10 protein-coding genes are annotated in these 13657 nt (G+C 69.2%); 7 read left to right on the top strand and 3 right to left on the bottom strand.

Going from position 1 to position 13657, the window contains the following annotated elements:
* Positions 1 to 253 precede the first annotated feature (253 nt).
* On the top strand, positions 254 to 1429 hold the full coding sequence (locus IEZ08_RS23910; RefSeq protein ID WP_229803455.1) for an FxsB family cyclophane-forming radical SAM/SPASM peptide maturase: 1176 nt from the start codon (positions 254 to 256) through the stop codon (positions 1427 to 1429).
* A complete protein-coding gene (locus tag IEZ08_RS23905; protein WP_189242926.1) occupies positions 1426 to 2745 on the top strand; it encodes an HEXXH motif domain-containing protein in 1320 nt (439 codons plus the stop codon). The genes IEZ08_RS23910 and IEZ08_RS23905 overlap by 4 nt, the downstream gene beginning before the upstream one ends.
* A 21-nt stretch (positions 2746 to 2766) precedes the next feature.
* On the opposite strand, the gene fxsT is transcribed toward IEZ08_RS23905, so the two are convergent.
* On the bottom strand, positions 2767 to 5325 hold the full coding sequence (fxsT, locus tag IEZ08_RS23900; RefSeq protein WP_229803454.1) for an FxSxx-COOH system tetratricopeptide repeat protein: 2559 nt from the start codon (positions 5323 to 5325) through the stop codon (positions 2767 to 2769).
* Positions 5326 to 5524: 199 nt separating this feature from the next.
* Between fxsT and IEZ08_RS23895 the strand changes: the two genes are divergently transcribed.
* The 3 genes from IEZ08_RS23895 (at position 5525) to IEZ08_RS23885 (ending at position 8784) form a co-directional block, all read left to right on the top strand.
* Positions 5525 to 5692, top strand: coding sequence for a hypothetical protein (locus tag IEZ08_RS23895; protein ID WP_176728485.1), 168 nt, complete (start codon positions 5525 to 5527; stop codon positions 5690 to 5692).
* Positions 5693 to 5884: 192 nt separating this feature from the next.
* Entirely contained in the window at positions 5885 to 6775 is an 891-nt protein-coding gene (locus IEZ08_RS23890; protein ID WP_229803459.1) for an SIR2 family NAD-dependent protein deacylase, read from the top strand.
* Complete coding sequence (locus tag IEZ08_RS23885) at positions 6772 to 8784, top strand: tetratricopeptide repeat protein (RefSeq protein WP_141703945.1); 2013 nt, start codon at positions 6772 to 6774, stop codon at positions 8782 to 8784. Before IEZ08_RS23890 ends, IEZ08_RS23885 begins: the two co-directional genes overlap by 4 nt.
* Here the strand turns inward: IEZ08_RS23885 and IEZ08_RS23880 are convergent, their stop codons facing one another.
* On the bottom strand, positions 8785 to 10188 hold the full coding sequence (locus IEZ08_RS23880; RefSeq protein ID WP_268249358.1) for an MFS transporter: 1404 nt from the start codon (positions 10186 to 10188) through the stop codon (positions 8785 to 8787).
* 377 nt (positions 10189 to 10565) lie between these two features.
* Positions 10566 to 11978 (bottom strand): dihydrolipoyl dehydrogenase family protein, encoded by a 1413-nt coding sequence (locus IEZ08_RS23875; RefSeq protein WP_068928769.1) that lies wholly within the window; start codon positions 11976 to 11978, stop codon positions 10566 to 10568.
* A 158-nt stretch (positions 11979 to 12136) separates the two neighbouring features.
* Between IEZ08_RS23875 and IEZ08_RS23870 the strand changes: the two genes are divergently transcribed.
* Both IEZ08_RS23870 and IEZ08_RS23865 read left to right on the top strand, forming a co-directional pair.
* Positions 12137 to 13021, top strand: a complete 885-nt coding sequence (locus tag IEZ08_RS23870) for a DMT family transporter (protein ID WP_068923392.1) — start codon at positions 12137 to 12139, stop codon at positions 13019 to 13021.
* Between the two features lie 85 nt (positions 13022 to 13106).
* On the top strand, positions 13107 to 13598 hold the full coding sequence (locus IEZ08_RS23865; RefSeq protein ID WP_068923393.1) for a low molecular weight protein-tyrosine-phosphatase: 492 nt from the start codon (positions 13107 to 13109) through the stop codon (positions 13596 to 13598).
* Positions 13599 to 13657: the final 59 nt, after the last annotated feature.

Genomic DNA, 13657 nt, shown 5'->3' with positions numbered 1-13657 from the left:
CTCCATATGGACCGCGTTATGTCACGTCCGAAAGTGCATCCCAGAATAGGGGAGAAACACCGGCGGGCCTAGATTTGCGGACGTGCCGGAAGGACGCGTCGCACGCTGGCGTACCGCGATGATGCTGAAACTTGACTATCGGTGCAAAATGGTGCGATATAGGGGATGGCGCAAGAGAGGTGTGCCGCTTTTGTCGGAGAATCCGGAACCTTCAGATCTGCCACCCGAAAATGCCTTTCCGGCCACGCTCGATGTGGATGGTCTCCTGGCCTCGGGATGGCAGCCCCTGGCTTTCCAGCAGTTCATCCTGAAGATTCACAGCCGCTGCGATCTGGCCTGCACCTACTGCTACATGTACGAGATGGCTGACCAGTCATGGCGTGCCCGGCCACGCCGCATGTCCGAGGTGGTCGTGAACCGCACGGCGCAGCGCATCGCCGAGCACGCCGCCGCGCACGAGTTGGCCGAGGTGGAGGTGGTCCTGCACGGCGGGGAACCGCTGCTGGCGGGTCCGGACTTCATCTCCCACGCCGTACGCGTGATCAGGGCGGCGGCGGCCGACGCCGGCACGCGTGTCCGCGTGGGCATGCAGACCAACGGCCTCCGCCTCGACGACGACTTCCTGAGGCTCTTCGACCGGCTGGAGATCCGGGTCGGGGTGAGCCTGGACGGTGATGAGCAGGCGCAGGACCGGCACCGGCGGTTCCGCGACGGGAAGGGGAGTCACGCGACGGTCTCGGCCTCGCTGCGCCGCCTGGCCTTCGGCCCGTTCCACCACCTGTTCAGCGGGCTGCTGTGCACGATCGACATCCGCAACGACCCGCTGGCGACCTACGAGGCGCTCACCGCCTTCGATCCCCCGGCGATCGATTTCCTGCTCCCGCACGGCAACTGGGTCACGCCCCCGCCCTTCCGCGAGCCGGACTCGCCCGCCACGCCGTACGCCGACTGGCTCATCCCGGTCTTCGACCGCTGGTACGGCTCGCCGTCGCAGGAACCGGAGATCAGGCTTTTCGCCGAGATCCTGCGCCTGCTGATGGGAGGCCCCTCCCGCAGCGAAGTCGTCGGGCTGTCACCCGCGCGCATGGTCGTCGTCGAGACCGACGGCGGCATCGAGCAGTCGGACATCCTGAAATCTAGTTACCACGGGGCCGGCGCGACCCGGATGCACGTTCTGAGCGACCCGTTCGATGCCGTGCTCCGCCATCCCGCGATCGCGGCCCGCCAGATCGGGGAACTCGCGCTCGCTCCGACCTGCCATGCCTGTGATCTCGTCTCCGTCTGCGGCGGCGGGCTGTACGCGCACCGCTACAACCTCACCGACGGGTTCATGGGTCCCTCGGTCTACTGCCCGGATCTTTACCGGCTCATCACCCACATCCATGCAAAGGTCGCTCGTGATGTCGCACGCCTGAAGGGACGCCGATGACGCTCCTGTCGCACCGGATCTCCGGCAGGGTCTTCACTGAGCTGGCGACCGGAGGAGGGGGGAGTGAGGCGGCGGCCGAGCTGTGCGCCGTACAGCGGGTCAGGAACAGGCTGCTGGTCCGAGGCGTGGTGGAGGAGGCCAGGACCGCAGGTCACCCGCATGCCGGTGTGGCGGCCGACGCCTACGGCCTGCTTGCGGACCTGGAGGAACGCGCGGCCGGCGCGGTCGACACCGTGCTGCGGTACCCGGCGGCGGGGGCGTGGGCATGGCGGACCTACCGGTCGCTGGCGGAGAAGGGCGACGGCGCCCCGGAGAGGTTGGGCCTGCTGGCCGCGGCGGCCGCGATCAGGGCGGGGGTCGCCTGTGAGATGCGGCTGCCCGCCGCCGAGGGGACGCTCATGATCCCGTCGCTGGGGGAGGCGACGCTCCCCGCCGGGCCGGGCGGAATGACGGACGTCTCCGTACGGCCGGACGGGACAGGGGCCGAACTCGTCGCCGGGGGGAGCGTCGTCCGGGTGGACCCGTCCGCTGACGGGCCGGGATGGCGGGTCCTGCACCGTCTCCCGGTGGCTCCGGGCTTCGCACCGGTCATCGACGATCTCGACCCTTACCGGTGGTCGTCGGACGACGATCTGGAACCGAGGCTGACAACCGATCGACGCCGGATCTGGCGGTCGCGTCTGGATGAGGCGTGGCACCTCCTGGCTGCGCATCACCAGGTGGTCGCAGAGGAGGTCTCCTCGATGATCTCTGTGCTCACCCCCATCAAGGCGCCCACCCGCGGACACAACAGTGCGACAGGACAGGAGACCTTCGGAACCGTCGCACTCTCCGACCCCCCCAGCGGCGTCAGACTCGCCGAAACGCTGGCCCACGAGACACAACACGCCAAGCTCACGGCGCTGTTGGACGTGATAGGCCTGACTCTGCCGGACGACGGGTGGCGGGGATATGCCCCATGGCGGCCGGATCCCCGGCCGGTCTCCGGCTTGCTGCAGGGCGCCTACGCCTTCCTCGGGGTGGCGGCCTTCTGGGACCGGCAGCACGGCTTCGAACAGGACGACGGAGCCGTCCGGGCGCAGACGGAATTCGTCCGCTGGCGGGAAGGCGCCTACGCGGTCACCGGCACACTGCTGGGAAGCGGGCGGCTGACGGAACGCGGAGAGGAGTTCGTCACCGGCATGCGGCGCACCCTGGAGTCCCTGCTGGCGCGGCCGGTCGATCCGACCGCGACGGAGCAGGCCCGGCAGGAGGCCGCCGCGCACCGTGAAGCGTGGGTCAGGCGCAATCCGGAGTGGGTGCGGCGCGGCGCCTGACCCGGCTTCCGCACGGGGCGGTCAGATCGGCGGCGGGTCGAAGTCGGCGTTCACCCGCCGCCCTTCGTAGATGGCGACGAAGTCAGGCGGATCCGTCGCCGACACGCCGGGCTGCTCGAAGCGACTGAGCGTGTCGGCGCGCAGCAGGTCGGCTTCCTTGTCCGCGCCCACGGCCCGCAGGTCGAGAGCGAGGTTGGCGGCGCAGGCCAGGGTCAGGTGGTGCTCCTCGCCGAGAACCTTGCGGAGCTGGTCGAGGGTCTCCTCACCCAGTTTCCTGGCGCGGGCGGGCTCTTCCAGGACGGCGAGGTCATTGGCCAGGTTGACGGCGCAGGCCAGAGAGTAGTGGTGGTTGCGTCCGATCGTCTCGTCCAGGCCCGCCAGCGCGGCCTCATCGAGCGCCCTGGCCTTGTCGGCGTTCCCGCGCAGCCGGTGCAGGATCGCGAGGTTGCTCCGGCAGGCGTGGGTGAAGGGATGCCTCTCGCCGAACACGAGGGGGTATCGGGGCACGACCTCCTGCGCGATCTCGAACGCCTGGTCGGTCTCTCCGACGGTGCGCAGGGTGTTGGAGAGGTTGACGGCCGCGGCCATGGTGTCGGGGTGACCGTCACCGAAGATGCGCTGGAACCGGGCATGCGTTCCCCGCGCGAGGTCCAGCGCCTCGGCGAGGTCACCGGCTCTGCGGTGGGCGATGGACAGGTCCTTGGCGGCCAGCAGCGTCGCCAGGTGGTCGAGGGAGAGCTGCTGCATGCCGTACTCGAACGCCTCCTGCCCGAAGTCGCACGCCTCGGCGTAGTAACCGGAGAGCCGCAACGCCCGGGCCAGACCGGTCCACGACAGCAGCAGGGCGTTCCTGCCGACCCCCTCGTTCGCGGCGCTCTGCTCCCTGAACGTCTTCTGGTGCAGCTCGCGCGCTCTGGTGTAGTTGCTGGTGAGAGCGTAGTCATGGGAGAGGTTGTGCATGGCTCGCAGTGTGTCCGGGTGCGCCGGGCCGCGAGTCTTCTGATAGGCGGCCATGGTGCTCTCGTCGAGCTCCCGGGCGGCGCGGAAGTCACCGCGGGCACGGAGCGCGCCCCCGTGGCCGTTGGCCGCCCAGAGGGTGTCGGGATGTTCCCAGCCGAGTGATTCCCGCATCTTCCCGAGGGTGTCCCTGCCGGTCTCGTAGTCCTCGGTGTAGCGGCCGAGCGCGCGGAGGATGTTGCAGCGGTGGGTCTGGGCCACCAGGACGTCCTTGTGCAGCGGTCCGTCGGCGGTGCTCCACATCTCGATGAAGCCGTCGACGAAGTCCAGGGCGGGTTGGTAGTTGCCCCGCTCGTAGAGGTAGCGGACACAGTTGAGGGCGAACTCCCGGACCTGGGAGGCGGAGCACTCGGCCAGTCCCGAGGGCACGATGTGGGCCACCAGTTCTTCGAACTCCTCCCACCGGCCTGTGAGCTCGGGCCTGGGCGGGACCGCGCCCGCCAGCAGCAGGTGGACCTCGTGGCGGGTCCTCTGCTTGTCCGCCTCCGTCAGGTCGTCGCGGAGAAGGGCCTGGACGAGACGGTGGACCTGGATCGTGCGGCTCTGCGGGTCGATGCGTGCCAGCGCGAAACGCCGCAACTCGCCCAGGGCCTTGCTCAGGGTGATGGGGTCGGACAGGATCGCGCTCAGGGGGAGGTCGGTGGTGTTCTCGTCCTGAGGCAGGATCCTGCTGCCCTTGCGGAAGACGTCGCGGGGGATCGGCTCAGGACCGAAGAAGGCGCAGCACCGCAGGACTTTGATCGCCTCAGGGAGACGGTCCTCCAGTTGCGTGACCGAGACCCGCCAGGCGGCGGTCATCGACATCGGATACGCCGAGGCCCGGTTCACGTTCAGCAGGCGTCTGGTCTCCTGCTCCAGCTGCTCGATGTACTCGTCGACGGACATTCCAGTCTCGTACTGCAGCGCCCCCGCCTGTTCCAGCGCCAGGGGGAGGTCACCGAGTTTGTCGGCGAGCAGGGAGGCGTCCCGCTCGGGGAGCTCGCGGTTCAGCCGCTTCCTGAGGAAGTCCACGCTCTCTTCGCGGCTGAAGACGTCGACCTGGAGCGTCTCGAAGTGATTCTCCCACTGGGGGTTGCGCGAGGTGATCAGGACGTGGCCGGGACCGCGGGGGATGAACGCCTCGATGTCGCCGGGCTCCTCGGCGTTGTCGAAGATCAGCAACCAGCGGTGGTACGGTTCACCGCTCTGCAGTGCCCTGCGCACGGCCTCGGCCGCCTCCTCGACACCCGTGGCCGAGGCCGGGGGCAGGCCGAGGACCGGTGCCATCATCGCGAGCGCGGGCGGCACGAGGACGCGCTGGTCGGAGGGGATCCACCAGACGAGGTCGTAGTGCGAGCGGTAGCGGTGGGCGTACTCGACCGCGAGCTGGGTCTTGCCGACGCCACCCAGTCCCTGCAGGGCCTGCGGCTGGGGGACGACGGCGGTTACGGTGCTGATGCCCTGACGCAGCTTGACGAGGAGGTCTTCACGGCCGGTGAAGTTTCTGTTGCGGGCCGGCACCCTCTCCCACACGTCGGGCTGCCGGTCCGGCACCGCGTGTGCCGTGCGTGAAAGCTCCGCCAATGTGGCCTCCCCCGGTGGGTCCGGAAAGCTCTTCTGGTCATCCTAGAGGTTGATTCCATAGACGTGGCACCTCAAAATCGCTGATGAAGGGATTTTCGTGTCGTATCGGAAGGCTGCCGCGTGTTTTCGAGTTTAGGGAAGACCGGAAACCGCAGCCGGCATGACCGTTACCGGGAGCACCGTCATTCAGGGAGCGCCAATGCATGAAAACGAGTTCGGGTTCGCCCCGCACATCGATGTCGGTGGGCTGTCGATGAGAGATCTCGCGAAAGTCGACAGCGCGCCGTTCCGCAGGATACTGGAGGAGCTGTTCCCCGGGACCGGCGGGAACCCGATGACGTCTGCGGGCTTCTCGTCGACCCTCTGAGCGCCGTTCATGTCCTCCGGGGCGTCATGAGAGAAAGGTGGAGCTGCGGTGTCCACGCCCCCTTTCCTCCCGGACGGTCCGTATAGCGCGTTCTCTCGGCAAGAGATTGGTTTGTTTAATAGTGTCGTACGGCACCGGGTGCGTGCTCCGTCACAGCCCGGAGGCGAGGAGGCGGTGCCGTACGTGGGCTACATGGACGATGCTGGTTGGGAGCGACTAATCAACCAGTTGACGGCTGGTGACTGCACCCCTTTCCTGGGGGCCGGTGCGTGCGCGGGCACGCTGCCCACGGGGCGGGCGCTCAGCCGGCGGATGGCGGAGAAGTGGGGCTACCCCTATGACGACGGTCGGGAACTGCCGCGGGTGGCGCAGTTCGGGGCGATGAAGTACGGCGAGGCCGTATACATCAAGGAGCAGATCTGCAGTGAGCTCGGAACCGTGGGCCCGCCGGATTTCCGTGATCCGCTGGAGCCGCACGGTCTGCTCGCGAGTTTCCGGCTCCCGGTGTATTTGACGACTAACTACGACGACTTCATCGTCAGATCACTGAAAGCGGTGGGGAAGCGCCCCAACGTGGCGCTGTGCCCGTGGAACGACGGCATGGAGTACGACGGTAAGCTGTTCGGCAGCGAGGCCGGATGGAACCCCCAGCCGGAGACCCCTCTCGTCTATCACCTGCACGGCAGTCTTCAGGACCCCCGGTCCCTCGTTCTGACCGAGGACGACTACCTGGAGTTCCTCACGAGCCTGGCTCTGGAGGGAGGGGCGGCCGACCCGCGGATGCTGCCCCCGACGATTCTGGCGGCGCTCACCAAACGTCCGTTGCTCTTCATCGGGTACAGCCTTCAGGACTGGACATTCCGGGTTCTGTTCGGCGCCCTGATCAGGGCGGTGCCGGGGATCAACCGGCGTAGGCACGTGAGCGTCCAGCTCCCCCCGTCGGTCGGCCTCTCGCGGGCGGATGCGCGGGAGATGCAGCGGCAGATCGCGCGATATTACGAAGAGTGGCGGATCTCCATTTTCTGGGGGACCGCCCGGGAGTTCTGCGCCGAACTGCGGCGGCGGATGGGGACGGTGTCATGATGAGCCAGGACGGCGGTCGTCCGGATCCGCAGGTACAGCCCTATGTCGGACTCCGGGCGTTCCGGCGTGAGGACAGTGCGAAGTTCTTCGGCCGGGACAGGGAGTCTCACGAGCTCGCAGATCTCTGGCAGGCCAACCGCCTGACCATTCTCTACGGGCCGTCGGGGGCGGGAAAGACCTCGCTCATCCACGCCGGCGTGCTCCCGCTGCTGAATCCCGGCATGACCGATGTCCTGCCGGTCGGCCGTGTGTCCCACGGGTCGGCCTTCCCCTCCGCCGCGCTCTCCCAGCACAACCCCCACGTGTTCGCCCTGTTGTCGTCGTGGGCCCCCGACGAGACGCCCACCCGGCTTGCCGGCCTGACGCTCCGCGGATATCTGCGCAGACGCCCGCCCCGATACGACCCGTACGGTGATCCCGTCCTCCGCCTGGTCGCGATCGACCAGGCGGAGGAGTTGTTCGGAGGTCTCGCCCACCGCCAGCCGTACCGTGAGTGGTTCATCGGGCAGCTGGTCGACGCCCTGGACGATGACCCCAACCTGCGCCTGCTGGTGGCGATCAGGGAGGACCACCTGGCTGCGATCCTGCCCCACGAGCCCAAGCTGGCCGGTATGTCCAGAAGCCGGGTCCTCCTCGGATTCCTGGACACGGCTGCCGCGGTGCGCGCGACCGAGGGCCCGCTGGAGGCGACGGGACGCTCGTTCGTCCCCGGAGCGGCGGACAGACTGGTCGAGGGCCTGCGGATGGTCAAAGTGGGCCGGATGCTCGACCAGGAGGTCGTCGCTGACGTCAAGGTGGTCGAGCCCGTCCAGCTCCAGGTGGTGTGCTCGGCGATGTGGAACTCCCTCCCCGCCGGCGTCCGGCTCATCACGCTCGACCACGTACGGCGCTTCGCCAACGCGGACCGGTCCCTCAGCGACTTCTCGGAGCGGATGATCGCGGAGGTGGCCCGCGACCACTACGACGGGGACACCGACAGACTGAGGGCGTGGCTGCGCCGCAACTTCATCACCGAGCTCGGCACGCGGGAGATCGTCTACCAGGGGGAGATGCTCACGGCCGGAGAACCCAACTACGTGGTCAGGGCACTGGTGGAGCGCCACATCCTCCGCGAGGAGATCAAAGCGGGTACGCGGTGGTGCGAGCTGTCCCATGACCGTCTCATCCAGCCGATCCTGCAGAACGACCGCACCGTCGGGCGGGAGGACCGCCGCATCGCCTCCGAGGAGTACCTGCGCGCGGCCGAGCTCGCCTTGCGGGACGGGGAGTTCGGGCTGGCGGGCAAACAGGCGCAGGAAGCCCTGGAGCAGTGCGGCGACAACACGCGGCTCCGCGCGGAGATCGAGTCTTTCCTCGGGAACGTGGCCCACCGGGGAGAGAACTACGAGAAGGCCATCTCTCACTACCGCAGCGCCGCGGTCCTGTTCCAGACGCTGGGGGCGACCGCGGCCGTCGGCCGTCTGCTCGCCGCGATCGGCCGTCTCGAACTGGCGCAAGGGCGCCCTGCGGCCGCGGTCCGGGAACTGCACTCCGCGGTCCGCCGGCTTCCCCATGACGCGGCCATCCAGACCGAGCTCGCCTGGGCACTCTGGTACAACGGTCATCCACATGCGGCGGGGGACGTGCTCGACGATGTGCTGGCCCGGGAGGGGAACGCCACCGAGGCGTTACGGGCCCGCGGCGAGATCCTGGTGGACCTCGGCCGGACGTCCGCCGCGTTGCGAGATCTGGAGAGGATCCGGCCGTTGCAGTGGCCGTCGACCAGAGCTGCGTACGCCCTCGCTCTGGCGGCCATGGGGCAGATCTCCGAGGCGGAGCAGGAGATCACGGAGGTTCTGCCGGAAGCGGAGGACCACGGTCCCGCACTGCTGTACGCGGCGAAGGTCAGGAAACTCGCGGGCGACGACGCCTCGGCGACCAGCCTGGCTCGCCGGGCGAAGGCCGGGCGGCTCCCGGCGCTCCCGACGCACCTGGTCGCGGAGGCGGATCTGCTGGCCGGAGAGGAGTGATCACGCGTCTTCCGGATGGCGGGTGAGCTTCTTCCACGTATACCGGAGAAGCCATCCGAGCGAGAACAGCAGTGCCAGGACGGCCATGGTGGAGAACAGGCTCATGGGCGCCGCCGTCACCCCGTTCACGGACGCGAGGAAGCCGCCGAGCGGGGCCGCGAGGCAGACGGCGCCGTGCACCGCGAGCCGGTGCACGCTGACGACGCGGGCGAGTTTCCCCTCGCCGACCTCGTTGATCTCATAGGCCCGGATGGTCACGTTGCTGAGTGCCCCGGCGCAGCCCGTCAGGAGGGTGGCGACCCCGACGAAGGCCAGGTGCGGGCCGAAGGCGGCGACGGACAGAGCGAGCACCGAGATCCACATCTGAGCGAACAGCATGAGCTTCCCCGATCTCACCCGGGCGAGCCGGGGCGACCTCCGGAGCCCGGGTGCCAGGCTTGAGCCCAGCACGCCTCCGATCCCTCCGGCCGCCAGCACCAGCCCGACGGTCACCGGTTCGAAGGCCGAGGATCCCGAGATGAAGACCACGATGAGAGCGTTGACCATGAGATTGGTGGTCGCGGTCAGTGCCATGGCCATGCAGAGGAACGGATGCCGTCTCAGCTCCCGGATTCCGTCGACGATCTCGCCGCGAGAGGAACTGCCGAACATCGCCCTGGCGGTATCGGCCACCTCGCTGCGCCCGGGTAACCTCCAGGCCCGGTCCCCCTCCTTTCCCGTGAGTGCGGCCATGGAACGGAACGACACGGCGAACATGAGGGAATTCGCCAGGAACGGCAGGAACGGTATCCCGGGTATCATCCCGAACAGCAGGCCGCCGACGGGTCTGGCTGTCATCACCGCGATGTGGGAGCCGGTCTCGCTCATGGCGAGCATTTCCGTGAGGTCGTTCTGGGGGGCGAGAGAACGGATCAGGGCCATCTCTGCCAGGGAGTAGACGACCCACAACGTCCCCTCGACGAAGGCGGTCAGCAGGATGTACGGCATGCCGGCCACCTCGAAGATCACCGCAAGGGCCACGCTGAACGCTGCCAGTGCTCGCCCGGCTTCCGTGACGAGCATGAGCGGACGCGGAGCGACGCGGTCGACCAGGACGCCCGCCGGGATGTAGAAGAGCAGGGTCGGCAGAGTGAGCGCGAAGCCGACCCAGCCGACCTCGACCGGCGAGCCGGTCAGGAAGAGCGCGAGAAGGGGATAGGTGATGCCCAGCATCCGAGCCGCCACCGTCGAAAGCGTCAGACTCGTGTAGACGTGGAGGAGACCCTGCCCGGACCGCTCGCGCGATCCGCCCGTTCCCGAGGGAGACGCCGTGTCGGCTTTCGCCGACGCCGCGCCGCCGGCGCGCGGTGAACCGCCGGCGATCGATGGTGCGGCGGTCCCCGTCTGGGTGGCCGGTGGCGTCATCACCCCGTCTCCTGGAGGGCCCACCCGCTCCTGCGGAGAGCGGTGAGCCCCCTGCCCTTCTCCTGGCCCTGGTCGCACGTCCCGCCCGTCCCCCGCCCCCCGCTGAGGCCTTTTAACGGGAAGCCCACCTCAACGGTGAGAGGGCAGGACACAACGACGCTCCTTGCTGACGAACTGTTAACAATTCAGCGAGAAAATACGGGCAAAATTCCATCAGAGAATGAAACGTCTGCCCGGTGATTACTCGAAGTGAACTGAGGACAGAGCATAGCGGTGGCAAGCCTGCTTAGTGCAAGACCTCAACTGCATGGAGCGTTAGGGAAAATTACGCTTTAGGGCTTTTGTGGGCCTATTGAGGTAATTGAGAGTATTTGATGTCACAGGCCGTAGGTCTCCAGCAGGCGGAGCCAGATCTCGCTCACCGTCGGGAACGACGGGACCGCGTGCCACAGCCGCTCCAGCGGCACCTCGGCGGTGACCGCGATCGTCGCCGCGTGCAGCAGCTCGGCCGCCCCCGGGCCGGCGAAGGTCACCCCCAGCAGCACCTTGCGGTCCTCGTCCACCACGGCCTTGGCCCGGCCCCGGTAGTCGTCGCCGAGAAGGTAGGCGCCGGTCACCGAGCCCAGGTCGTATTCGACCGCGCGCACATTGAAGCCCTCCGACCGGGCCTGGGCCTCGGTACGGCCGACCGCGCACACCTGCGGGTCGGTGAAGACCACCTGCGGCGCGCCGTACCCGCCGGCCACGTCGCGCAGCCCGGGGCGGTCGTCCTTCTCACCCCTGGCCCGTGCCGCGATGACGTCCCCGCAGACCCGCGCCTGGTACTTGCCCATGTGGGTGATCAGGTCGCGGCCGTTGACATCGCCCACAGCGTACAGCCAGCCGTCCTCCACGCCGGTCGCGCGCATGCTGTCGTCGACCCGCACGGGCTCACCGGCGGGCAATCCGACCGACTCCAGGCCCAGTCCGTCGGTGGCGGGGCGGCGGCCGGTGGCCACCAGCAGCTCGTCGGCCTCGACCGGCGCTCCCTCGGACAGGTGCACGGTGACCGGCCCGCCCGGCTCGGAACGCTCCACCCGGACCACCTCGACACCGGTGCGCACGGTGATCCCGGAGGCGGCGAACGACTCGGCCACCAGCCGCCCGGCGAACGGCTCCACCCGCTCCAGCAGCCCCTCGCCGCGTACCAGGACCGTGGTCTCGGCCGCGCCGAGACCGTGCATGGCCTGGGCCATCTCGCAGGCCACCACGCCACCGCCGATCACCACGAGCCTCCCGGGCACGGCCTCGGCGGCGGTCACCTCGCGGCTGGTCCACGGCCCGGCCTCGGCCAGGCCCGGGACCGGTGGGACGACCGCGCGGCTCCCGGTGGCCAGCACGACGGCGTGCCGGGCCGTCAGCAGCCGCTCGGAACCGTCCGGCAGGGATACCCGGACCCGCTTGGGGCCGTCGAGCCGCCCGCGCCCGCGGACGAACTCCGCGGGCAGTCCGGTGATCCACTCCACCTGGCCGGCGTCGTCCATGTGGGAGACGGCCTCGTCGCGCCGGACCAGCACCGCGGCGGTGTCGATCGGGCCGAGACTCATCCCGGGCACCCGCCCGACCTCACCGGCCAGGTCGATCGGGCGCAGCAGCGCCTTGCTGGGCACGCACGCCCAGTAGGAGCACTCGCCGCCCGCCAGGTTCTCCTCCACGACGACGGCGCTCAGCCCGCCCCGTACGGCCCTGCCCGCGACGTTCTCCCCGGCGGGACCGGCGCCGATCACGATCACGTCGAACTCGTCCGACACCACTGCCTCCCGGGAAAGCCCGCTCGCTCGTCGAAGATCCTGAAAACCGCAGGGTCCGATCCTGCCGCCCCGGACATCCCACCGCAACGCGGTGCGAAAACGCATGTCGAGCATAATTCGGTGAGAGCCGAAGGATGCCGCGCCTAGGGTTGCCGCTCATGGACCAGAACACTTTGGTGGAATCCCGTCCCGACCGCCGGGCACTCGCCGCGGCGGGGGTCACGGTGGTGCTGTGGGCCTCGGCCTTCGTCTCCATCCGCGCCGCCGCGCCGTACTTCTCTCCCGGCGCCCTGGCCCTGGGGCGGCTGCTGGCGGGCTCGGCCGTGCTCTGCGCGATCCTGCTGGCACGGCGGGAGGGGTGGCCGCCGCGGGGAGCGTGGCCGGGGATCGCCGGGGCGGGGGTGCTCTGGTTCGGCCTCTACATGGTCGTCCTGAACTGGGGCGAGCGGGAGGTGGACGCGGGGACCGCGGCGATGGTCGTGAACGTCGGGCCGGTGCTGATCGCGCTCCTGGGCGGCTGGCTGCTGAAGGAGGGCTTCCCGCGCAACCTGATGGCGGGGATGGCGGTGTCGTTCGCGGGCGCCGTGGTGGTGGGGATCTCCATGTCGGACGGCGGCCGGTCGTCGATCCTGGGCGTGCTGCTGTGCCTGGTGGCGGCCGTGTCGTACGCCGCGGGCGTCATCTGCCAGAAGCCCGCGCTCCGGCACGCCTCGGCGCTGCAGGTCACCGCCTTCAGCTGCTTCATCGGTACGGCGGCCTGCCTGCCGTTCGCCGGGCGACTGGTCCAGGAGGCGGCCGCCGCCCCGCTGCCCGCGCTGCTGAACGTCGTCTACCTGGGCGTCTTCCCGACCGCGCTGGCCTTCACCACCTGGGCCTACGCGCTCGCCCGCACGACCGCGGGGAAGATGGGCGCCACCACCTACATCGTCCCGGCCCTGGTGGTGCTGATGTCCTGGACGGTGCTGGGCGAGGTCCCCGGCTGGCTGACCTTCGCCGGAGGCCTGCTCTGCCTGGCCGGGGTGGCCGTCTCCCGCAGGAAGTGAGCGGATCCACCCCTCGTGGCCCCGGTGTGAGCGGCGCCCGCCCTCGTGGCCTCCGGACAGCGGCCGATACGGGAAACTTGAGCGCATGAGCTATCGGGTGACCTTTGTATGCACGGGGAACATCTGCCGATCGCCGATGGCGGAGCACATCCTCCGGCGGCACGTCGAGGACGAGGGCCTGGACGTCGAGGTGGACAGCTCGGGGACCGGCGGGTGGCACGTCGGCGACCCGGCCGACCACCGCACGGTCGCGACCCTCCGCCGGTACGGCTACACCTCCGCGCACGCCGCCCAGCAGTTCCAGGCGCTGTGGTTCGACCGCTACGACCTGATCATCGCCCTCGACCGGGGCCACTACCGGGACCTGCGCGGGATGGCGCCCGACGGGGAGGCGAGGGAGAAGGTCCGGCTGCTCCGCGAGTTCGACCCGGACGCCGACGCCGACGACCTGGACGTGCCCGACCCGTACTACGGCGGCAAGACCGACTTCGAGGAGGTCCGCGACCTGATCGAGGCCGCCGTCCCCGGCCTGCTGGCGGAGATCCGCAAGAACCTGGCGGCACCCGGCACGTCGTGATCCGCACCGGTCACGGGCCGCGGCGGAGCTCCCCGGGAGGCACCGGCCGCAGGTCCCGG

Source organism: Planobispora rosea (genome assembly GCF_014648175.1).
In the GTDB taxonomy this organism is placed as follows: Bacteria; Actinomycetota; Actinomycetes; order Streptosporangiales; family Streptosporangiaceae; genus Planobispora; species Planobispora rosea.
Note: the sequence above shows the minus strand (reverse complement) of the source record. Positions and strands in the feature narration are given on the sequence as shown.